At 37.3% G+C, this 21,800-nt stretch carries 19 protein-coding genes and 1 tRNA gene; 4 read left to right on the top strand and 16 right to left on the bottom strand.

Annotated features, from left to right (window positions below):
* Positions 1-307 precede the first annotated feature (307 nt).
* The 9 genes from AB8P06_RS19990 to thrA form a co-directional block, all read right to left on the bottom strand.
* Positions 308-910, bottom strand: a complete 603-nt coding sequence (locus AB8P06_RS19990) for a hypothetical protein (RefSeq protein WP_369844317.1) — start codon at positions 908-910, stop codon at positions 308-310.
* Between the two features lie 100 nt (positions 911-1,010).
* Positions 1,011-1,136 carry a hypothetical protein gene (locus tag AB8P06_RS19995; RefSeq protein WP_369844319.1) on the bottom strand — a complete coding sequence of 42 codons (126 nt, stop codon included), beginning with the start codon at positions 1,134-1,136 and terminating at the stop codon, positions 1,011-1,013.
* Between the two features lie 2,182 nt (positions 1,137-3,318).
* A tRNA-Cys gene (locus tag AB8P06_RS20000) sits at positions 3,319-3,389 on the bottom strand.
* 50 nt (positions 3,390-3,439) lie between these two features.
* The gene (locus tag AB8P06_RS20005; RefSeq protein ID WP_369844320.1) at positions 3,440-3,928 is read right to left on the bottom strand and encodes an RDD family protein; all 489 of its coding nucleotides are present in this window, start codon (positions 3,926-3,928) and stop codon (positions 3,440-3,442) included.
* 23 nt (positions 3,929-3,951) lie between these two features.
* The gene (locus tag AB8P06_RS20010; RefSeq protein ID WP_369844322.1) at positions 3,952-5,316 is read right to left on the bottom strand and encodes a DUF4403 family protein; all 1,365 of its coding nucleotides are present in this window, start codon (positions 5,314-5,316) and stop codon (positions 3,952-3,954) included.
* A 30-nt stretch (positions 5,317-5,346) separates the two neighbouring features.
* Positions 5,347-5,715: a dihydroneopterin aldolase gene (gene folB / locus AB8P06_RS20015; protein WP_369844324.1), complete on the bottom strand. Its 369-nt coding sequence runs from the start codon at positions 5,713-5,715 to the stop codon at positions 5,347-5,349.
* On the bottom strand, positions 5,712-7,025 hold the full coding sequence (thrC, locus tag AB8P06_RS20020; RefSeq protein WP_369844326.1) for a threonine synthase: 1,314 nt from the start codon (positions 7,023-7,025) through the stop codon (positions 5,712-5,714). Before thrC ends, folB begins: the two co-directional genes overlap by 4 nt.
* 15 nt (positions 7,026-7,040) lie before the next feature.
* Positions 7,041-7,961, bottom strand: coding sequence for a homoserine kinase (locus tag AB8P06_RS20025; RefSeq protein ID WP_369844328.1), 921 nt, complete (start codon positions 7,959-7,961; stop codon positions 7,041-7,043).
* Between the two features lie 11 nt (positions 7,962-7,972).
* On the bottom strand, positions 7,973-10,420 hold the full coding sequence (thrA, locus tag AB8P06_RS20030) for a bifunctional aspartate kinase/homoserine dehydrogenase I (protein ID WP_369844330.1): 2,448 nt from the start codon (positions 10,418-10,420) through the stop codon (positions 7,973-7,975).
* Between the two features lie 569 nt (positions 10,421-10,989).
* Here thrA and AB8P06_RS20035 point away from each other — a divergent pair.
* From AB8P06_RS20035 to AB8P06_RS20045, 3 genes are all read left to right on the top strand, one after another.
* Positions 10,990-11,160, top strand: a complete 171-nt coding sequence (locus AB8P06_RS20035; protein WP_369844332.1) for a bacteriocin-like protein — start codon at positions 10,990-10,992, stop codon at positions 11,158-11,160.
* A gap of 37 nt (positions 11,161-11,197) precedes the next feature.
* Positions 11,198-11,392 (top strand): hypothetical protein, encoded by a 195-nt coding sequence (locus AB8P06_RS20040; protein WP_369844333.1) that lies wholly within the window; start codon positions 11,198-11,200, stop codon positions 11,390-11,392.
* Between the two features lie 136 nt (positions 11,393-11,528).
* The gene (locus tag AB8P06_RS20045; RefSeq protein WP_369844335.1) at positions 11,529-11,702 is read left to right on the top strand and encodes a hypothetical protein; all 174 of its coding nucleotides are present in this window, start codon (positions 11,529-11,531) and stop codon (positions 11,700-11,702) included.
* A gap of 42 nt (positions 11,703-11,744) precedes the next feature.
* On the opposite strand, the gene AB8P06_RS20050 is transcribed toward AB8P06_RS20045, so the two are convergent.
* From AB8P06_RS20050 to AB8P06_RS20065, 4 genes are all read right to left on the bottom strand, one after another.
* Complete coding sequence (locus AB8P06_RS20050) at positions 11,745-11,906, bottom strand: bacteriocin-like protein (protein ID WP_369844337.1); 162 nt, start codon at positions 11,904-11,906, stop codon at positions 11,745-11,747.
* Positions 11,907-11,965: 59 nt separating this feature from the next.
* Positions 11,966-12,985, bottom strand: a complete 1,020-nt coding sequence (gene nadA, locus AB8P06_RS20055) for a quinolinate synthase NadA (RefSeq protein ID WP_007841900.1) — start codon at positions 12,983-12,985, stop codon at positions 11,966-11,968.
* A 106-nt stretch (positions 12,986-13,091) separates the two neighbouring features.
* Positions 13,092-13,658: a guanylate kinase gene (gmk, locus tag AB8P06_RS20060; RefSeq protein WP_369844339.1), complete on the bottom strand. Its 567-nt coding sequence runs from the start codon at positions 13,656-13,658 to the stop codon at positions 13,092-13,094.
* An 89-nt stretch (positions 13,659-13,747) separates the two neighbouring features.
* Positions 13,748-14,605, bottom strand: a complete 858-nt coding sequence (locus AB8P06_RS20065; protein WP_369844341.1) for a YicC/YloC family endoribonuclease — start codon at positions 14,603-14,605, stop codon at positions 13,748-13,750.
* Positions 14,606-14,648: 43 nt separating this feature from the next.
* Between AB8P06_RS20065 and miaA the strand changes: the two genes are divergently transcribed.
* Positions 14,649-15,572, top strand: coding sequence for a tRNA (adenosine(37)-N6)-dimethylallyltransferase MiaA (gene miaA / locus AB8P06_RS20070; RefSeq protein WP_369844343.1), 924 nt, complete (start codon positions 14,649-14,651; stop codon positions 15,570-15,572).
* Between the two features lie 266 nt (positions 15,573-15,838).
* On the opposite strand, the gene AB8P06_RS20075 is transcribed toward miaA, so the two are convergent.
* Genes AB8P06_RS20075 through AB8P06_RS20085 form a run of 3 tightly spaced genes read right to left on the bottom strand, consistent with a single transcriptional unit; the run spans position 15,839 to position 21,658 of the window.
* The gene (locus AB8P06_RS20075) at positions 15,839-17,251 is read right to left on the bottom strand and encodes an efflux transporter outer membrane subunit (RefSeq protein WP_369844382.1); all 1,413 of its coding nucleotides are present in this window, start codon (positions 17,249-17,251) and stop codon (positions 15,839-15,841) included.
* A gap of 21 nt (positions 17,252-17,272) precedes the next feature.
* Entirely contained in the window at positions 17,273-20,455 is a 3,183-nt protein-coding gene (locus AB8P06_RS20080; RefSeq protein ID WP_369844345.1) for an efflux RND transporter permease subunit, read from the bottom strand.
* 42 nt (positions 20,456-20,497) lie between these two features.
* The gene (locus AB8P06_RS20085; protein WP_369844347.1) at positions 20,498-21,658 is read right to left on the bottom strand and encodes an efflux RND transporter periplasmic adaptor subunit; all 1,161 of its coding nucleotides are present in this window, start codon (positions 21,656-21,658) and stop codon (positions 20,498-20,500) included.
* Positions 21,659-21,800 lie beyond the last annotated feature (142 nt).

A 21,800-nucleotide genomic window follows, 5' to 3' on the forward strand; every position in this document is an offset into this window, starting at 1 on the left:
AATTTAATGTCTAATCAATCTAAAAATGTAGCATAAAGAAGTATATAAATTTTGTCTCAAAAATTGTTGCAAGTTCAACTTTTTCTGTATGATATATTTGAATTGAATCAGATTGAGCAAAGCATAATGTTGTTATAAAAATAACAAATAATAAAAGTAGTTTTTTCACGGTTGAATAGTTTTGGTAAAAATAGAACATTTCACGATTTTTTACATGATATTTTTCATTTACATTACTAGCAACATAATCAATTATGATTCGTTCGTGTTTTTTGCCCCGCTTTAATTACTTCCATTTTTATAGCTGTTATTTATCATCCAGTACTTTATGAATGTCCATAAAATTATACCACCGTTCTTTTTTACCTGGATAATAGTAGTATAATTCATCTAAATAAGTCTCCTCTTTGAGAAATTCAGTATCTTTATTTAATGGTAGTTTATAATTAGATAAATGATTAATGAAATTAACGTATTGACTGTAATTATATTTAGTTTGTGAAGAAATGGTTTCGCATAATACATTTTTATTATCAACCATAATAACATCATCACTAATACTTCCTCTGCTTGAAGCATATTCATTAATCAATTTATTATTAAAAAAAGATGCCAATTTTTGAACATCAATTGCTACGAAAAATAAATATCCTCTTTTTTTTAACACCCGAAATAATTCATATAAATCTTTAGTAGAGATATTAGATTCTTTCTCAGATTTAAGTTTATCAAGAGTAAGAAAGTTTTCCCTACAAAAACATCTTTTAGCCATTAAAAACTGTTGAAATGCCAAACTGTCTTTTTCTAAAAATGTCTGTAATTTTTGATATTTGGTAGCCCTAATTGGAGTCTGTCCAAAAATTATTACATGACAAAACAAAAAAACTAAAACAATACCTATTTTTTTCATCACTTAATCTGTTTCTTATTTCACTTTATTATACTTTCAAATTAGCTTCCCCACTTTATTCATTTAAATAGGGAATTTTATTAGCTGACTTGTTGAATAATTATTGCTGATTTTCAATTACACTTTTAATATTCATTAATTCAATTGCAATTTTTTCCAGTGGGGCTGCTTTTTCCGGATCTGCGTCATCATCAATGCCTCCAACATTTAATAATGAATCATACAAAATAGCATTTTTTTGAAATTCTAATGCCTTTGAAAGATAAAATTGATCTAAAGCACCCCCTTTAGCAAAGGTATTTGACTATTATCAAATGTCTGAATTAGCATTGCTTTTGTTTCCTCTAAATCTTTAATTAAGATTTCTTTAGTAGTCTTTTTTAACATACCTATGGATTTGGTTTCCACTAATATACAATTATTGCTGATTTTTACATAACTTAGTAATTCAAATTTTTTTATCATTTATGTTAGCCTCTCGCCCCAGAGAGGCTTTTATTTATAACTTTAAAAGTCTTTGTTTAGTTATACAACCAGAAAAGTTGGGCCTTTCCAATTGGAGAGGTTTTTGTGGTTTATTCGCAATGATAATCTTTTAAAATCGAAACGGTACGCGCGTACATAAGGAACCGAGTTTTTCGGAGTCACTACATGCTTGCGTAAAGATGAATATGTCCGTATCTGTTCGGGCGTATATGTTGACATCAACTAAGGTTTTTCGTTAATCATAACGTGCGTATAAAAATGATGTTACCTCACATATCTGACCAATACGCACGCGCACGCGTGAGAGAGTAATTTTATTGTTAAGATGTAAGTTTTTTGGCCATTTAGCTGAATGTAAAAGTGTATTTACCGGTTTGCAGAAAACGGCAGGTATAACACCTATAAACGACTGAAGTCTTCTATTGACATTCGGCAAATTAAATTCATAAAGTTTTCCTTTTTATCTAATAAATTAAGTCGCTCCGATAACAACCCGAATCGCCCCGATCTGCAACCGAGTTTCTGACAGTCACACGCATACGTATATAAGGCCATGTATCCGAGTTTTTAGAGTCCATACGCGCGGGTAAGGAAATATATAGAATTGTTGGTTAATAAAGATTTTTTGTTAATCATTACGCGTGTATATGATTAAGATCTATTTAATTTGACATGAATGGCAATTTTATTAAAGCCTTCATAGCCATGTATACTATTTTAAGTATATACATGACAGGTTATTATAACTGCATTTAATGTAGTTTCAAACCTTTAAAAATTGGAAAATAGAGGGAGAAACCCTCAAAAAAGCCAAAAAAGACCTGAAAAAATTTATTTTTTCTGCTGTTATTTGTATGCAAATGGGCTGATTTTATGCATTTTACCCTCCCGACACTTCCGTCCTGCGCCCACTTCTTATGTATTCAGCAATTTGCTTTGGGATTTCGTTCCCCTCTCTTTTCTTTAATTTATTCATGCAGTTCCCCGTTGTCAAACCTAGACATTGCGGGATTTTTAGAGAGAGCACTTCGGGATGACTAATTTTATTTTTAATTTCATTCTCTTTAACCTCTATTTTTCTGATCCTACTTTTGTCTATCGGATAACTTCGGCAAAGCCTTATGATGTATGAGTGAAACACCGTTGAGTATGTAAAATAAAAAAGAGCCCTTGACATATATTTTCTGCTACAAAAACATTCGGACTCTTTATATAACGGTATAAGTCGTTATTTTTCGTAAAGTTATGTCTTTTAAGTTTTTGTAGCAATGCAAAGGTAAATAAATTGAATTTGTATTACAACTATTTGATTTATTTGTGGATATTTCTTTAAAACTTTTCGTAGATTTTACGGTTAATACTTTAAGAACGCAGACATAGTATTGTGGAGAACCTTTTGTGTCTTTAATTAAAAGTATAAATTATAATTTGAATAGAAGTTAGATCATTCTAACAATTTATAATCTGAAAGACCGGAGTTTTTTACAGTCACAATGCACACGCACGAGTGATAATATTTCTGTAAACTAAATTCATATATCCGTATCTGTTTGCGCGTATATTGAAATCAATGAAGATTTTTCGTTAACCATTACGCATTTATGCAGTCAAAAATTTTGGCTGAATTTTTTATAAAAGTATTATTTAACATGAAGGTTATTAAATCTCTTGCCCCTGAGAGACTTTTTTTATGAAAAATTACTAAATTTGTAAATCTTTAGTTAGCTTTTAACAACCAGAAAAGTTGGACCTCTCAATTAGGGAGGTTTTTTTATTTAATTAGAACGGAGTTTCGACAGTTACAAAGTGGGAGAGAAAGAAATAGATTAACTGTTTTTTGGATTGTAGACACAAAAAAAGACACAAAAGAAAAACGTCTCTCTATAATTAACTGGTTTACAGTGTTTTATAGAAAGACGATGAGGTACCTAGCGGATTCGAACCGCTGTAGATGGTGTTGCAGACCACTGCCTAGCCCCTCGGCCAAAGTACCATTTTTGAAGTGTGCAAATATAAAAATTTTTCTGACCCAAACAAAATTTTTTAAACGATTTCTTTCGCGCCGATGCTGTTTATCTCGTTTTTTACCTTCAGCTGGTTTTCATAATCTCTTATTTTAATCACCCTTGTACCGCTCCAGTTGTCATGAAGCCCGGTTTCTCCCAAAAAGGAAAGCTGATCGATCAATACAATTCCACGGATAATATTTCTTATAAAATAATCACCCAATGAGGGAGCGGTGCCATCTATCATGATTACTTTGGTCCCGGTAATCAGTTTTCCGATGCTCCTTCCTTTCATAAGGCTCTCCATCAGAAAAATGTAGAATATGTAGAACATCACACTCATAAACCGGTCTGCAATGGGATTTAAATTAGATATCCACGAATTAAAAGCCGGACTGACAATAAATAAAACAGTCAGTAAAATAAAGTAGATTATATAGAAAACAACCAGATCAATAAAATAATTGGCTAATCTTATGTTTTTTTCGGCACGATGGTCTTCTACAATGCGTAAATGTTTTCTCATGGTATAGTTAGTTTTAGTTTTTTTTAAATGCCGTTGATCATCAGCTTTAAAGAAGCATTGGTGTCAATAACGGCGGTAATTCCGGAAGGGTTCATTAAAATGCTGGTGGGTTTCAGATTGAAAACCCTGCCATTCATTTTTAAACCCTTATAATATTCTTTATTAAAGGCCTCCTCAATACTTTTCCTGGAGGTCAGTTCAAGTTCCTGAGTCGGAATTCCGTATTCTTCTTCAATCATTTTCACAATTTTTCCTTTGAAAAGAAGAGTAGCGGTTTTCTGCAGAATATTGGAGGTTCTCAGATTGAATTTGGTATTAGATAAAACGATCTTCTTTTTGGTATCATCATAAACCGGAATTCCGGAAATAAAAGCGGTTCCTTTTACATAACCTTCTGTTGCAGCTTCGATCATAACCCGGTTTTCAACGCCGTAGACTTTGATATCCGTGATTTTTACTTTAGAACCTCTTACATCATATTCTTTATCCAGAAACATTTTTCTTGCAATATTTGTGGCTTCCGTGAACGGCACATTAGCTGTTGTCTGGAGTGAAAACTTATCTGCAAGAACAGGAATAAAGTTAAAATTGGCAGCCGATTTTACAGGCTGTGAGGCTTCCGGTTTGCTTCCGGTATAAGTTTCGGAATAAATATCGATTCCGATATTGGTATCAATCTGGTTTCCGTAAAATTTTAAAGGAGTAATGTTGACACTGATCGGTGTTACTTTTAGCCAGGTATTGTACTCCTCAGAGATATTAAACGGCTGTGAAAAAACATTCCAGGCTAAAACGGCATATTGCTGGAAATTCAGTTGGGTTGCCATTTGCTGATCAATCGTTTTACAGAACTTTTCCTGCTGTTCTTTTAAGCTTTTTTCAACTAAAGAAGTAATCGGAATCTGAACTCTTCCGTAATCGAGGACCGGTTTTGTTACCCATTTAAAGCCGTTGGGCTGGGTATTGGTCATAATGGTCCAGTTGTTTTTAAAACTCAAAGCTGTATTAAAATACATAACCGTTTCAAAAGTGGTATTCTGATAGGTATAGACGCCCAATGTTCCGATGCCTTTTTCAGCCCAGATCTTTAAGGGGACCTCGATTAAAAGGTTCTGATTGGTTCCGCCTACCAGTCGTATAGGACGGGTTTTCCATACTTTTACTTTAAACTGGTCATTATTGTTGTCCGTATAAGAATCATCCTGATAGATCAGTTCTTTGACAGAAGAATTAATCATATTGCTGATTTCCGAAAGCGGAATGGTCACCGGCATAGTGATGCTGGATTTAATCTTCGGAAAATTATATACGGCCAATTGATTATCAACATTCGTCTGCGCGAAAACATTGATAAAAGCTACTAAAAATAATATTTTGATGAATTTCAATTTCTGATGTTTTTGGCTAAAATAAGAAAATTAATTATTGGGTTTAAAACTCTTTTCAAGTTCTATGCTTGCCCCTTTCATTTCACCTTTCATAGGCGGGCTTGTTTTGGTGATTTTTAGCTTAATATAGGAGATTTCCGGAAAATTGACATTGATTTTTGAGATGATTCTTCCGGCAACATGTTCAAGAAGCTTAGACTTGATTTCCATTTCGTTATGAATGATCTCGTTAAGATCTGCATAGCTAATCGTATCATTCAGGTCATCAGATTCGGAAGCTTTCCACAAATCCGTATGAATTTCTGCATTGATGATATAATAAGTACCGATGATGTTTTCTTCAGGAAGTACACCATGGTAAGCATATATTTTTACATCTTCCAAAAAGATCTTGCTCATGAATTTTTATTTTTATTTAGCAAAAATCGTTTTAATTCTTTAAAGTCAGGATTAATTTTCACTGTTTTTTTCTCCCGATTCATTAAATCTTCTAAAGACTCCGGGATTTTGATTTTTACATGGATGGCTTTCTCCACTGCTTCAGGAAATTTTACAGGATGTGCTGTTTCCAGGATAAAGCCTTTTTTGTCCGTGTTTTTCTCCAGATAACTTTCGAGGGCGGCATAAGCGACTGCACCATGAGGCTCAAGAATGTAACCGTATTGATCATAGACTTTGGCAATGGTTTTTAAAGTTTCGTCATCATTTACAGAATAGCCTGAGATTTTATTTTTAAGATCATTGAACTGATGATGAAAAAGCTCGAGAATGCGTACAAAATTACTTGGATTTCCTACATCCATAGCGTTGGAAAGGGTGGCAACGGTTTCTTTAGGCTTTAAAACCTGTGTTTTCAGATAATCAGGGAAGGCATCATTGGCGTTGCAGGCTGCAATGAAATGTTCCACAGGTAGTCCTCTGAAATAAGCCAGGATTCCGGCACATATATTTCCGAAATTTCCACTGGGAACACAGATGACCGGAAGATTTTTTTCCATTTTCTGCCATTGCTTTAATGCCAACAGATAATAGATCTGCTGTGGCAGCCACCTTGCGATATTGATTGAATTGGCGGAGGTAAGAAATAAAGCAGAATTGATCTCTTCATCTGAAAAAGCCTGTTTCACAAGGTTCTGGCAATCGTCAAAACTACCGTTAACTTCCAGTGCAGTAATATTTTCTCCTAAAGCGGTTAACTGTTTTTCCTGAACGGCACTTACCCGGTTTTCAGGATAAAGAATAACCACTTCAATTCCATCAACTTTGTAGAAACCGTGGGCTACGGCACCTCCCGTATCACCGGAAGTGGCAACTAAAACGGTAACTTTTTTGTTTTCATTTTTTAGAAAATAAGATAAGCAACGGCTCATAAATCTTGCTCCGACATCTTTAAAAGCAAGGGTAGGGCCGTGGAATAATTCCAGTACCGAAATTTTATCATTAATTTTTTTAAGCGGAATTTCAAATGAAATGGTTTCTGAAATGATTTTTCTTAATTCTCCTTCAGGAATTTCATCAGAGACAAAATCCTTCATACAGCGAAAAGCAATCTCTTCATCAGAAAAATGGATCAGGTTTTCAATAAAATCTTTTTCAAACAAGGGAATGTTTTCCGGAAAGAATAATCCTTTTTCTTTACCCTGTCCTTTAATGGAAGCCGTTTTGAAATTAACTGCTTCCTGTTTATCTTTTAAGTTATAGTAATTCATTGATTTAATATTAAATTATTCTACGATTTCAATCCCGGAAGGATTAATTTCAGATACATAAACAAAGCTTTCGATTTCAATTTGATCATAAACAGCTTTCATCATACGGGCAATTTCATGAGCTGTTTCTTCTTTTTCAGCGATCATGAAGACAGAAGGCCCCGATCCTGAAATTCCGCCTCCTAAAGCTCCGAGCGCTAAGCTTTTGGTTTTTATTTCATCAAACTGAGGAATCAGGATGCTGCGGACAGGCTCTACAATACCATCGTTCAGGCTTCTTCCTATCAGGGGCAGGTCATTTTTCTCAATACCTGCGATTAATCCTGCAATATTCCCCCATTGCTGGATGGCGTCTTTCATGCTGATGTTTTTTTTCAGGATCTGTCTGGCATCAGAAGTTTTTACTTCAACCTGAGGATGTACTGCAGCGATAAACAGATCAGGAGTATTTAACGGGATAATATCGATAGGATCGGAGGATTTTATCAGGGTAATGCCGCCGTAAATGCAAGGTGCAATATTATCGGCATGCCGCACTCCGGAAGCGAGTTCTTCCCCAAACATGGCAAAATGTACCATTTTTTCCTTTGATAAAACATTTCCGAGTAAATGATTGGCTGCAAAAGCGGCACCGGCTGCACTGGCTGCGCTGGAACCAAGGCCGCTGCCTGGTTTTATGTTTTTATGAATGATCACTTCAAAACCGGTTTTAAGATTCAGATGTTCTTGTATTTTTAATAAGACAACTCCGGCTACATTTTTTGAAGCTTCTTCCGGAAGATTGAAGTTATCCGTATGTCTGATGATAATGTCGGGAGATTCCAATAACCGCAGCTCCATCTCATCATAAGGTTTATTAATGGGCATCCCTAAAATATCAAAACCGCAAACCAGATTGGCAATTGTAGCAGGAACTTTAATTTTTATATTTTTCATTTTTTTCATTTTTAAACGGAACGTATAATATCTGCAAAAACGCCGCTTGCGGTAACTTCAGCACCGGCACCGGCTCCTTTTACAACCAATGGCTGTTCGGAATATCTTAAAGTTTTGAAAATAACAATATTGTCTTTTCCATACAGGTGATAGAGATCATTTTCAGGGGCGATATGCTGTAGTCCCACTTTGGCTTTTCCATTTTCAAACTCTGCTACATATTTTAAAATTTTCCCCCGCTTTTGGGCTTCATCAAACAGATTTTTAAAATGACTTTCATATTTTAGAAGCATCTGGTAAAAATGCTCTACATTGCCCTGCATGCATTCTTCAGGAAGAAAACCAGTATTTTCGATTTCATCAAACTGTAATGCATATCCGGCTTCACGGGCCAGGATCAAAATCTTACGGGCAACATCGGTACCTGCTAAATCCAGCCTTGGATCAGGCTCGGTATAACCTTCTTTCTGTGCCCGGGCAACAACTTCCGAAAATGGTGTACTTCCATCGTAATGGTTGAAAACAAAGTTTAACGTGCCACTTAATACTGCCTGGATAGAAGTTATTCTGTCACCGCTTCTTATCAGGTCATTAATAGTTCCTATAATGGGTAATCCTGCTCCTACATTGGTTTCAAAGAAAAATTTACAGTTATGGTTTTTGGCAAGATTTTTAAGGTTTTTATAGCTTTCAAAATCCGAGGCTGCTGCAATTTTATTACACGCAACAATATTGACGCTTTTCTTTAAGAGGTCTTCATAAATTTCAGGGATTTCCGGACTGGCGGTGAGATCAATAAAGACAGAGTTTCTTAAGTTCCGGCTTGTAATTTCCTTAGCAAACTGTGATGCAGAAGATGTTTCCCCGCTTTCGAGCATATTTTTATAACTGTCTTCCTGAATTCCCCGGTTTGAAAATACCATTTTCCGGCTGTTGGAAAGTCCTGTAATTCTGAGATTGATTAACAGGTTTTCGTTAAGATATTCGTTCTGGCTGTAAATCTGCTGAATAAGCCTGGTTCCTACATTTCCGATTCCACAAATGTATAAATGAACCTGTTTGATTTCAGATTCAAAAAATTCTTCATGGAGAATATTGACTGCTTTGCGGGTATCCTTTTCTGAAATAACAATACTGATATTCTTTTCCGAAGATCCCTGTGCAATGGCTCTGATATTGATCCCGTTATTTCCCAGGCATCCGAACATTTTTGCACTTACACCGCTTCTGCTTTTCATATTTTCTCCGACAAGGGCAATAATAGAAAGGTCGCTCTCAATTTTCAGCGGGTTTATCCTTTTTAATTTCAGGTCATCTTCAAATGCTGAATTGATGGCGCTTTCTGCCTGATATGCATCTTTTTCACTGATGGCAATCGTGATAGAATGTTCCGATGAGCTCTGGGTAATCAGGATAACACTTATATTCTGCTGGCTTAAACACTGGAATAACTTAGCTGAGATACCAGGAATGCCCACCATTCCGCTTCCTTCGAGAGTGAGAAGGGCTATATTACTCATGTTAGAAATTCCTACAGCGATCTGTTGATGATCATCCTGAGGTTTCAAATGCTGGGAAATTAAAGTTCCCGGAGCTTCCGCTTCAAAAGTATTTTTGATTCTGAGATCAATATTTTTTATCATGACCGGCTGAATGGTAGGCGGATAAAGAACTTTAGCCCCGAAATGGGAAAGTTCCATAGCTTCCTGATAGGAGATTTCTGAAATAACCTTGGCATTGGAAACCAGCCGGGGATCGGCGGTCATCATTCCACTTACATCGGTCCATATCTGAAGCTCATGAGCATCCAGAACAGAAGCGAAAATAGACGCAGTATAATCTGAGCCTCCTCTACCTAAGGTCGTGGCATTACCATTTTCATCATTGGCAATAAAACCCGGTACCAGTGTGATCCGGTTCTGTTTTTTTTCAAAATAGCTTTTCAGATTCCTTTCAGTAATTTCAAAATCTACTTTAGCATGGGTATAGCGGTTATTGGTTCTGATATATTCAGCAGCATTCATCCATGAAGAATCCAATCCCTGAAACTGTAATCTTGCAGAAATAATATGGGAAGAGAGAAACTCACCGTAAGAAGTGATTTTATCTTTAATTCTGGCGGTAAATTCACCCAGGATAAAAATACCGTTACAGAGATCTTCAATGTCATTGAAATGTTTTTTTACAAAACTGAGCCATGAGCTTTGCCCGGAAATAGGGATGAGTTCTTTTACCAGATTCAGATGTCTTTCTTCAAGCCCTTTAATGAGCTGCAGATAGCTTTCATCAGCAGCGGAAGCTAATTCAGCTGCTTTAATTAAAGTGTCTGTAACACTGTGTAATGCGGATACTACTACAATTGTTTTATCATCAGAAGATTCTTTTTTAATGATATTTTCAACTTTAAGAATGGCGGCTGCATTGGCTACGGAAGTTCCGCCAAATTTTAAAACTTTCATATAAAATGTGTTTTTGATTTTTTTGTAAACGATTTTTTTTGCTCTTATAAAAAAGCAGACGACAACAGAATGATATGTGAAAATTTACCCCGTTTATGGGGTTGTAGTAGTTGTAGTAGTTGTAGAAATAGTTACCGTAACAGATGCTGCCGCCGAAATGAAAATTCCGGATAAAACCTGAGATATGTTTTGTTGTAATAGCATCTTAGTCTGACAAATGTAGAAGTTATTTTGGAAAATAAAAATATTTTTCCTCCTTTTCATACAATTTTTTTGAATGTGAATCAATGAGAATACGATGAAACCTTTTGTTAATCAGTGTATAGCATGTATTGTTGATTTGAAAAGATATTTAAATTTATGTTTGTTGAATTTTGTTCTGAATAAGAATGATTGATTTGTATTTTTCATTTTATAATATTAATTACTTGATTTTATTCTACACTTGCTTAAAAATCAGCTACACCTGCTAAGTCTTGCTTTGTTTTAAAAATTCTGAGTCTCACATTTGTTTTTATAATCAGCGGTATCCGAAAAGCTTATGAGTAGGGAATTAAAACAATGTTATTATGAAAAATACTAAAAAACTTTCACGGGAAGAACAGAAAAAAATCACCGGTGGTTTTACTCAGTTTCAAATTGATACCTGTGGCGGGGCAGCTTATGTATGCTATCAGAAAAACGGTGCATGGGGTTGTTGGCGCAATCCGGGAGGAACCTGCTATCCACCGATGCTGTAATTAAATAAACTCAATCGTTTAACATTAATATTTAGTTATGAAAAAATTATCAAGAGCCCAATTAAAATCAATTGGTGGCGGAGCTTGCCCCGGAGGTTGTCCTTATCCGCCCGGAACAGGCTATGGCCCGAGCAACGGAGTCCGCACATGTGCTGCGTATTATGCATTGACGGACTGCTGCAAAGTTCAGTCATTTTTGGAGGTCGCCTGTGCACCGCCAATTAATTTTTAAGAATCTAAACACTGTATATCAGTGTTTTTTATTTGTATTGATCTTAATAGTTAAATTTTTCACTTTGGACTGAAATATTTGTTATATTTATTTACTAAACAATACCAATCACTATGAAAAATTTAATTCAAATGCTATGAAGAAATTATCAAGAACCAAATTAAAAACAATCCGGGGCGCATTGAGTTGTGCGGGATGTCCGGTAGGTAACAATTATGGAATCGGACCTAACTATTCCAATACATGCGAGGATTATTATGCTCTGTCAGACAACTGCAAAAGGTGTGTTGATGTAAGCGCCGACTGCTAGTTATAAAAAATAAAGCACTGTGAAAAACAGTGCTTTTATTTTCTAACAGTTATCCGGAATATACTGGCCTCTCGGGACACAGATAAGTGTTCCGTTGCAACCGACTCCGCAGGTTTCATGAATTTCACAGTTCAAATTGCAGGTTTCGCTTCCGCCATTTACATTTTTAAGACTTTTTCTGTCCAGTTTTTTTAAATTTTTCATTTGAATATTGTTTGAGATTCAGCTCAAATATAAGTAAATATTCAATAGGTGGTGAAAAATTATTTTATGCTTTTTGAGAGATCAAGCATGGCTTCAATCGGTTTCAATGCTTTCAATCTCAGTTCTTCATCGATAAGAATTTCAGGAAGTTCGTACTTCATGCATAGATACAACTTTTCCATGGTATTGCGTTTCATGTAGAAACACTCGGAACAGTTGCAGCTTTCATCAAAAACCAAAGCCGGAATCAATTCTTTATGAGGTGCACGTTTTTTCATTTCGTGAAGAATTCCTTCTTCAGTGGCGATAATGAATTTCTGGCAGTCATCTTTTTCTACGAAATTTAATAGGGCAGAAGTTGATCCTATAAAATGAGCCAGTTTTAAAACAGCTTCTTCACTTTCAGGGTGGGCAATCAGTTTCGCATCAGGATGATCTGCCATTTGTTGGGCGATTCTTTCCATTGAAAATGCTTCGTGTACAATACAGCTTCCGTCCCAAAGGATCATATCGCGGCCTGTTTTCTTGGATAGATATCTTCCCAGATTTTTATCCGGTGCGAAAATAATAGGTCTGTCTTTCGGAAGGGCTTCGATTACGGTTTCTGCGTTGGAGCTTGTCACGATAATATCACTTTCAGCTTTGGTTTCAGCATTACAGTTGATGTAAGTGGCGATCAAAGCATTCGGGTGCTGCTCACGCATTTTTCTCAATCCTTCTCCTGAGCATCCGTCAGCTAAAGAGCATCCTGCCATGGTATCGGGAAGCACTACTTTTTTAGTCGGGTTCAGAATTTTGGCTGCTTCGGCCATGAAGTGTACTCCACAGAATACAATCATATCGGCATTGGTTTCTTTTGCCTGCCTTGCCAGCTGCAGAGAGTCGCCCAGGAAATCAGCGATATCCTGAATTTCTCCGGGTTGGTAATAATGCGCTAAAATAACCGCATTTTTTTCTTCTTTCAATTTAAGAATGGCTTTCACCAATTCTTCTCCTTGAGGAATCACCAAATCTTTTATATCCAAAAATCCCTTCACAGGAATTGCAGATTTAGCTCTTTCTAATGTTTCGGTACTCATATCAACCTCAATGTTTTTTTTGATTATAGAAGGTTGAGGTTAGAAATTAGGAGCCAACTCCTGATCGCTTTTATTAATCGTAAGACTAACTTCTAATTTCTAACTTCTAGTTTCTCTCTATAAAATTTTTTATTAAACTTTCTATTTCTTTTTTTGCTTCATCCAAATCAGTATTGATTACGATTTTGTCGAAATCTTTAGCATAAGACATTTCTTCTTCTGCCTTTTCTACACGGGTTTTGATGGTTTCCGCATCATCCGTATTTCTTGAAATCAATCTCCGTTCCAATTCTTCAATGGAAGGCGGTTCAATGAAAATGGATAAAGCTTTTTCTCCAAAATATTTCTTTAGTGAAATTCCACCCTTTACATCCACATCAAAAATAACAACTTTTCCCTGATTCCAGATCTTTTCCACTTCAGATTTTAAAGTACCGTAATATTTATCGGTGTATACTTCTTCATATTCTACAAATGCGTCTTCTGCAATTTTCTGTCTGAATTCATCAGGACTTAAAAAATGATAATCCACCGCATGTACTTCACTTCCTCTCGGCTGTCTTGTAGTGCACGAAATTGAAAACTCAAGTTCGGGAAATGTTTCCAGAGAATGTTTTACCAATGTAGTTTTTCCGCTTCCGGACGGTGCCGAAAATATGATAACCTTTTCCATTTTTAATAGTTATGAATTATGAGTTATAAATGATGAGCTATTTTGAAGCTGTATTATGCAACTTAAGTTCATGACCAATAACTTATAACTTACAAGACGTTTAACGTCTGTTCTTTAATTTTTTCGAGATCATCCTTCATCATCACCACCAGTTTCTGGATTTCGGCATGATTGGCTTTTGATCCTAATGTATTAATCTCTCTTCCGATTTCCTGGGAAATAAAGCCTAATTTTTTCCCGTTGAAATCTTCATTATCCATTACCTCTTTGTAATATTTTAAGTGTTGGGAAAGTCTTACCTTTTCTTCTGAAATGTCTAATTTTTCAGTAAAATAGGCCATTTCCTGATAGAAACGTGTTTCGTCAACATTTTCAAATTCTTTTAGGGATTTCTGATAACGCTCTTTCACGCTCTGGATTCTTACTTCTTCAAACGGAATAACTTCAGACAGATATTTATCAATATTCTGAATATTTTTTTCCAGTTCTTCATGTAAGGTTTTTCCTTCAGTTTTCCTGAACTCTTCAAATCGGTCTACCGCAGCGTTGACGATTTTTGCTAAAGATTCCCATTCGCCTTCCGTAAGTTCATCAGGTTTTGATGTGATAGCATCCGGAAGCCTTACTGCCATTTTAAGATATTCAAAATCAGGTCCGTCGGAAGCAATATTGCGAAGCTCACTGATATAAGAATCAATAAGGTTTTTATTGATCTTCACATCATTTGTTTCTTCGAGATTTTCTAAATTAATATAACAATCTACTTTCCCACGGATAATTCTGTCGTTAAGAATTTTTCTGATCTCAAATTCTTTCTCCTTATAACGCAACGGTATTTTGATATTTAAATCAAAGCTTTTGCTGTTCAGAGATTTAACATCTACGGTTATTTTTTTTCCTTCAAAAACATCTTCGGCTCTGCCGAATCCGGTCATTGATAAAATCATAGTTTTTTATTGTTGTACAAAGATAAACATTTAAATTAGCACTGTGAAAAATTTGATTTCTGTAGTAGGACCCACCGGAATTGGAAAAACGAAATTAGCAATTGATCTGGCTAACCATTTCAATACGGAAATTATTTCCTGTGATTCACGCCAGTTTTTTAAGGAAATGAAAATCGGGACGGCAGCTCCGTCAGAAGAAGAGTTATCTGAAGCCACCCATCATTTTATCGGAAATCTTTCGGTTAAAGATTATTACTCTATCGGGCAGTACGAAGAAGATGCCTTAAAAAAACTCAACGAACTTTTTGAAAATCATGATACCGTGATCCTTGTCGGCGGAAGTATGATGTATGAAAAAGCCGTGATTGAAGGATTGAATGACCTGCCGGAAGCTGATGAGGAAAACCAGAAAAAACTACAGGAAATCTTTGATGAAGAAGGAATCGAAAAGCTGCAGGAAGTCTTAAAGGAACTAGACCCTGAATATTATGAAGTGGTAGATTTTCACAATCACCGGAGGCTTTTAAGAGCTATTGATGTGATTTGGCAGACCGGCAAAAAGTATTCTGAACTGATTGCTGTTTCACAGGATTCCAGACATTTTAATGTAATCAGGATCGGAATTGAAGCTCCAAGAGAAGAATTGTATGACAGGATCAACAGGAGAGTGGATATAATGATGGAGAAAGGCTTGCTGGAAGAAGCAAAAGGTCTGGAAGAATTTAAAGATCTGACTGCCCTGAATACGGTTGGGTACGCCGAACTTTTCAAATATTTTGATGGTGAATGGGATCTGGATTTTGCGGTTTCTGAAATCAAGAAAAACAGCCGGCGATATGCAAAACGCCAATTGACGTGGTACCGGAAAGCGGATGATATCCACTATCTGCAACTTGGATATTCTCAAAATGATTTTGATAATCTAATTCAATGGATTTCTGAAACTTCAGGAAATTTAAACCACTAAGATTCTATTAAGTTTTATGATTCAGGTTTCATTAATTTGCGAGTATTTTTAACGCAAAGATTGAGTCCTATTACTGAATATTTAAAGGGGCAAAGTCTGAATCAATGAAATTGATTTTAAAAAGCAGGCTTTATAGTCGGTTTACCGCTGTCTTTGCTCATTTGAAACAGCTTTTTTCTTATTAGGCTTTGCATTTAAATAATTTAAAGTCAGAATAAAAAAAGTGCGATCCCGAAAGACCGCACTTCAACAATATAATTAATTTACTACTTCCAACCGCCGCCTAAAGCTCTGTAAAGATCCACAATGCTGCTCAATCGTTGTCTTTTTACAGACGCAAGATTCAGTTCTGCCTGCAGAGAATTTCCCTGAGCTGTAATCACTTCAAGGTAATTGGCCAAGCCGCCTTTGTAAAGCATCTGGGCACTTTTAATCCCGTCCTTTAAAGTAGCAACCTGTTCTGTTGCTTTTTGTTCCTGAACTTTTAAGCTTTCATTGGAAACCAAAGCATCGGAAACTTCGCCTACTGCATTTAAAACAGACTGACGGAATGCCAGTACATTTTTCTCTCTCTGAATTTTAGCAACATTCAAATCGGTTTTCAATTGTCTTTTCTGGAAAATAGGCTGGGTAATTCCGCCTAAAACAGATCCGAACAATGAAGCCGGAATCTGAAACCAGTTGTCAATTTTGAAAGAATTAACGCCACCGTTTGCTGTAATCTTTAGAGAAGGGTACATATTGGCCTGAGCAATTCCCACCATTGCATTGGATTCCAGTAAAACCAGTTCCTGCTGACGGACATCCGGACGACGGCTTACCATCGCTGCAGGTAATCCTGCTGAAATATCCTGTGGCAATGATGTGTCAGACATTTCGATCGTTCTGTTTACTTTATTCGGAGTTTCTCCAACCAGGATGCTCAATGCATTTTCCTGAATGGCAATATTTTGTTCCAACTGGGAGATCAAAAGCTCTGTAGACTGCTTCTGTGCAGTTGCCTGCTGAACTCCGAGAGAAGTTGTATCTCCGCTATCCCACATTTTTTGAGTGATCGACAATGTGTTATTGCTTAATTCCAGGTTAGATTTAGCAATTTCCATCTGTTTGTCAAGCATCAGTAGATTATAATATCCCTGGGCGATCGCAGCCACTACCTGTGTCTGGATGGCTTTGGTGGCTTCATAAGTCTGCAGGTACTGCATTCTTGAAACTTCCTGCTGGTTTTTTATTTTCCCCCAGATATCGGCTTCCCATGAAAGGTTGAATGCTGCGTTGTAATCTTCAACATGGCTTTTTCCTAAAAATAAATTAAGGCTTTGCCCGTTCATGCTGTTTTTTGAAGGTCTTGAAATCTGCGCTGAAACTCCGAAACCGATGTCAGGATATTGAAGGTATTTTGCCTGCAGTAATCTCTCCTGTGAAGAAGCTACCTGTTTTAATGCAATCTGAAGGTCATAGTTATTGGCAATTCCTTTTTCAATTAAACCTTGTAAAATAGGATCATTGAAGAATTTTCTCCATTCCAGATTGGCAATACTTGCCGTATCAGCGGTCGCTGTAAACCGGAATTCTTCCGGAAGCTGGGGATCCGGCTCCTTGTAGGCAACTTTCGTTACACAAGAAACCGCGATCACCGCTAATATCAGTGCTGTAAATATATTTTTTATTCTTTTTATTGTTCTCATTTCAATAGACTTTTATTGAGCAGTTGTTAAAGCTTGCTCCTGATTTTTTTTCTGAAGTCTTTTCTTTTTTTTGCTCGGCATTTTTTCATGCAGATACTGGAAGATGACAAACATAACAGGAATAATGAAGATCCCGAATAAAACACCTGTCAACATTCCACCTACTGTACTGATCCCGATAGAGTGGTTACCTTTTGCAGAGGCTCCCTGCGTCCAAACCAACGGAAGCATACCGATAATGAAGGCAAATGAGGTCATCAAAATTGGTCTCAAACGTAATCTTGAAGCCTGAAGTGCAGATTCGATCAATGTTTTTCCTGAATTTCTTCTCTGAACGGCAAACTCTACAATAAGGATGGCATTCTTCGCCAATAATCCCACGAGCATGATCAGTCCTACCTGTACATAAATGTTATTATCAATTCCCGCTAAACCTGTGAAGGCAAATACCCCGAATATCCCTGTAGGAACAGTAAGGATAATCGCAAACGGAAGGATATAACTTTCATATTGGGCAGCCAGTAAGAAGTACACAAATAAAATACTTAACATGAAGATAAATGCGGTCTGACCTCCTGTTTTGATTTCCTCACGGGTAATTCCGGTCCATTCATATCCGTATCCTCTTGGAAGGGATTGTTTAGCCACTTCTTCCACTGCTTTGATGGCATCACCGGTACTGTATCCCGGTTTTGGTGTTCCGTTGATGGTTACTGCGTTGAAGAGGTTATTTCTTGTTACGGTTTCCGGTCCGAATGATCTTTTCAAAGTCACTAAAGTCTTTACAGGAACCATTTCGGCCTGGTTATTTTTAACATAAATACCTTCTAAAGAATTCACATCTGTACGGTAAGGAATATCAGCCTGGGCCATTACCCTGTAATATTTTCCGAATCTGTTGAAATCTGAAACGAAGCTACTACCGTAGTAAATCTGCATGGTCTGCATCAATTCTGTAACAGAAACTCCCAACTGATTGGCTTTATCTGCATCCACTTCAATGGTGTACTGTGGATTCCCTGCTGCATAGGTTGTGAATGCAAAAGCAATTTCCGGACGTTTCATCAATTCACCGATAAATGCCTGCGTTGTTGTTCCCAATTGTTCAAAAGAACCGTTGGTCTTATCCTGCAACATAAATTCAAAACCACTCACGTTACCAAACCCCTGAATGGTAGGGAAGTTGAAGAAGAAGGCACTCGCATCTTTTACGGCACCTACTTTTCCTGTTAATTGTGCTGCAATCTGGTCAGGATCTTTAAGGTCACCGCGTTGGTCATAATCTTTCAGCTTAATAAATCCTGCAGAATAAGGAGAAGCGTTGGCGTTACTGATGAAGTTCAATCCGTCTGCCACCCATAAATGGCCGGTTGCTTTCTCTCCGTTTACAATTTTATCAATCTGTTCGGTAGCTCTGTGGGTTCTTTCCAATGAACTTCCCGGAGGAGTATTCACTGCATATAAAACGAATCCCTGATCTTCCGTAGGAATAAATCCTGACGGTGCTTTTTTGATAAGGATTACACTCGCTGCGATTAATAAAGCCAAACCTCCTACAGCGACCCATTTGTTTTTGATTAAAAACTTAAGGCTGTAGATGTATTTTCTGGTCATATTATTGAAGCTGGCATTGAATGCATTGAAAAATTTAGCTCCAAATCCTTTCTTTTCATGGCTGTGCTCTCCGTGTTCTCCCTGAGGATCATTAAGGAAAAGCGCACATAAAGCCGGGCTTAATGTTAATGCGTTTACCGCTGAAATCAAAATCGCGATTACCAAAGTAAAGGCAAACTGTCTGTAGAAAACCCCTGCAGGACCCTGCATAAAGCCTACCGGAATAAATACCGCACACATTACCAATGTAATGGAAATAATAGCTCCCGAGATTTCACTCATTGAGTTGGTCGTGGCCTGCTCTACGGGCATTCCCGTATGCTCCATTTTTGAGTGGACGGCTTCTACCACCACGATGGCATCATCCACCACAATACCGATGGCCAGGATCAGGGCAAACAAGGTAAGCATGTTGATACTGAACCCAAACAATTGCAGGAAGAAAAAAGTACCGATAATGGCTACAGGAACTGCAATTGCCGGGATCAGGGTAGATCTGAAATCCTGAAGGAAAATATATACCACAATAAACACCAGGATGAAGGCAATCACCAAAGTTTCTACCACCTGATGAATAGAAGCATCAAGGAAGTCTTTGGAATTATACATGATGATCGGTTTTACCCCTTTTGGCAGGGTAGTCGAAAACTCATCAACCTGTTTTTCAATTTCAGTTAAAATTTCATTCGCGTTGGAGTTGGCTGTCTGTAAGATTGCAAAACCGGCTACCGGCTTTCCGTCAACTCTGTTGGCAGCTGTATAAGTATAAGAACCGAATTCTACTCTTGCCACATCCTTCAGTCTAAGGAATGATCCGTCATTGTTGGCTTTAATGGCAATATTTTCATAGTCAGCATTCTTATTCAGCTTTCCTTTATATTTAAGGATATATTCGTACGTTTCCTTACTTCCCTGTCCAAGACGACCCGGAGCAGCTTCAAGGTTGTGATCTTTAATGGCATTCAATACTTCCTGCGGCGAAAGATTGTTAGCTGCCAGACGATCCGGTTTCAGCCAGATACGCATTGAATAATCTCTTGTTCCGAAAACCTGAGCCTGTGCAACCCCCGGAATACGCTGTATCTGAGGAATTACATTGATCTTAAGGTAGTTTTGTAAGAAAAGCTCGTCATATTGTTTCGGATCTTCACTGTACAGTCCCATAAACATGATGAAACTATTCTGTACTTTCTGGGTTGAAATACCGGCCTGTACCACTTCCTGAGGAAGCTGGCTCATTGCTTTCGATACACGGTTTTGTACGTTTACGGCTGCGTTATCGGCGTCTGAACCCTGTTTGAAAAATACGCTCAGGGTCATCGTACCGTCGTTACTTGAGTTTGAGGTCATGTAGGTCATGTTCTCAACACCATTCACCGCTTCCTCAATCGGGGTTGCTACCGAACGGGCTACTACTTCTGCGTTGGCTCCGGGATAGAATGCCGTCACCTGAACACTTGGTGGCGCGATATCCGGAAACAGCGTAATCGGAAGATTGAAAACCGAAAGTGCCCCCAATAATAAGAGTATGATGGATATGACCGTAGAGAGTACCGGTCTTTCTATAAATTGTTTTAACATAAGAAGTTTATTTTTTTAAGTCTTCTGTATCTGAAAAGAGGGTTACAAAGGTTTTGACTTGAATAAGCTGTCAGAAGAGATCGCTTTCGGTTGTATTGAAGCGCCGTCTTTCAAGCTTCCAAGGCCTGTGTATACAATCTTGTCACCTACAGAAAGTCCATCAGAAATGAAGTAATAGCTGTCTGTTTTTCCGGAAATAGTTACCGGTTTGCTGGTTACTTTTTTATCCTTTCCTAGAACATATACATAAGTTTTATCCTGAATCTCAAAAGTAGATTCCTGCGGAATAACCAGCATATTGGTCAGAAGCTGAGGCATACGCACTCTTCCTGTATTTCCGGTTCTCAATGCTCCGTTTGCATTTGGGAAAACCGCACGAACGCTGATGGCTCCGGTAGTTTTATCAAACTGCCCGTCTACAATACTCATTTTACCTTTTTCAGGATAAATGCTGTTGTCTGCGATTACCAGGTCTACCATCGGCATGTTTTTCAGTTTCTCATTTAGAGTCGCTCCGGGATATTTTTTCTGAAAAGCAATAAAATCCAGTTCGCTTAATGAGAAATAGGCATATATCTCGCTGATGTCTGATAACAAGGTCAACGGGTTGGGATCTGTTCTTGAGATCAGGCTTCCTTTTTTATAAGGGATTCTTCCTATATAGCCGCTTACAGGAGCTGTAATGGTTGTAAATCCTACGTTGATCTTAGCGCCACCTACAGAAGCTTTTGCCTGTGCTGCAGATGCTACAGCGGCTGCATAATTGGCTTTTGCTGTTTTCAGCTGTACATCAGAAACCACTTTTGCAGCAACCAACGGCTGAAGTCTGTCAACTTCCACTTTAGCTTTCTGAATATTGGCATTGGCCGCCTGTAAATTGGCCTGAGCCATATTCATCTGTTCACCATATGCTCTTGAATCTATTTTGAATAAAGGTTGTCCGGCTCTTACATAGGCGCCTTCTTCCACATAAATTCTATCTAAATATCCGTCTACCTGAGATCGTATTTCTACATTGTTTTTCCCTTCTAATGCAGTCGGAAATTCCTGATATGTCGTAGCTGGAGAGGTAATCACGGTGTAAACCGGCAATTCTGGCGCAGGAGGGGCTTGGTTGGAACCTTCCGCGGCCTTACTGCAGTTCTGTAAAAGGATAATACTTGAGATCAGTACAATAATCCTTGTTTTTCCAGGTATTTTCATTTTAAGTTTAATTTTTTAATGAAGTGTTGAATTAAGTAAATGTTGTTTTTGAATAAATTCCGTTAATTTTTCTAACAGTGTTAATGATTAGTTCAAAAAAAATTATAGAATTTGTAATAAATGGTTACATGATCATTTTCAT

Source organism: Chryseobacterium tongliaonense, assembly GCF_041224435.1.
Taxonomy (GTDB): domain Bacteria; phylum Bacteroidota; class Bacteroidia; order Flavobacteriales; family Weeksellaceae; genus Chryseobacterium; species Chryseobacterium tongliaoense.

Bases quoted from the DNA above. Each gene is read 5' to 3' on its own strand.
- AB8P06_RS20040 (WP_369844333.1), top strand. From the start codon at position 11,198: ATGAAAAAATTATCAAGAGCCCAATTAAAATCAATTGGTGGCGGAGCT.
- AB8P06_RS20080 (WP_369844345.1), bottom strand. From the start codon at position 20,455: ATGTTAAAACAATTTATAGAAAGACCGGTACTCTCTACGGTCATATCC.
- AB8P06_RS20035 (WP_369844332.1), top strand. From the start codon at position 10,990: ATGAAAAATACTAAAAAACTTTCACGGGAAGAACAGAAAAAAATCACC.
- AB8P06_RS19990 (WP_369844317.1), bottom strand. From the start codon at position 910: ATGAAAAAAATAGGTATTGTTTTAGTTTTTTTGTTTTGTCATGTAATA.
- nadA (WP_007841900.1), bottom strand. From the start codon at position 12,985: ATGAGTACCGAAACATTAGAAAGAGCTAAATCTGCAATTCCTGTGAAG.
- AB8P06_RS20065 (WP_369844341.1), bottom strand. From the start codon at position 14,605: ATGATTTTATCAATGACCGGATTCGGCAGAGCCGAAGATGTTTTTGAA.
- AB8P06_RS20025 (WP_369844328.1), bottom strand. From the start codon at position 7,961: ATGAAAAATATAAAAATTAAAGTTCCTGCTACAATTGCCAATCTGGTT.
- AB8P06_RS20005 (WP_369844320.1), bottom strand. From the start codon at position 3,928: ATGAGAAAACATTTACGCATTGTAGAAGACCATCGTGCCGAAAAAAAC.
- folB (WP_369844324.1), bottom strand. From the start codon at position 5,715: ATGAGCAAGATCTTTTTGGAAGATGTAAAAATATATGCTTACCATGGT.
- AB8P06_RS20050 (WP_369844337.1), bottom strand. From the start codon at position 11,906: ATGAAAAATTTAAAAAAACTGGACAGAAAAAGTCTTAAAAATGTAAAT.
- thrC (WP_369844326.1), bottom strand. From the start codon at position 7,025: ATGAATTACTATAACTTAAAAGATAAACAGGAAGCAGTTAATTTCAAA.
- thrA (WP_369844330.1), bottom strand. From the start codon at position 10,420: ATGAAAGTTTTAAAATTTGGCGGAACTTCCGTAGCCAATGCAGCCGCC.
- AB8P06_RS20085 (WP_369844347.1), bottom strand. From the start codon at position 21,658: ATGAAAATACCTGGAAAAACAAGGATTATTGTACTGATCTCAAGTATT.
- AB8P06_RS20045 (WP_369844335.1), top strand. From the start codon at position 11,529: ATGAAGAAATTATCAAGAACCAAATTAAAAACAATCCGGGGCGCATTG.
- gmk (WP_369844339.1), bottom strand. From the start codon at position 13,658: ATGGAAAAGGTTATCATATTTTCGGCACCGTCCGGAAGCGGAAAAACT.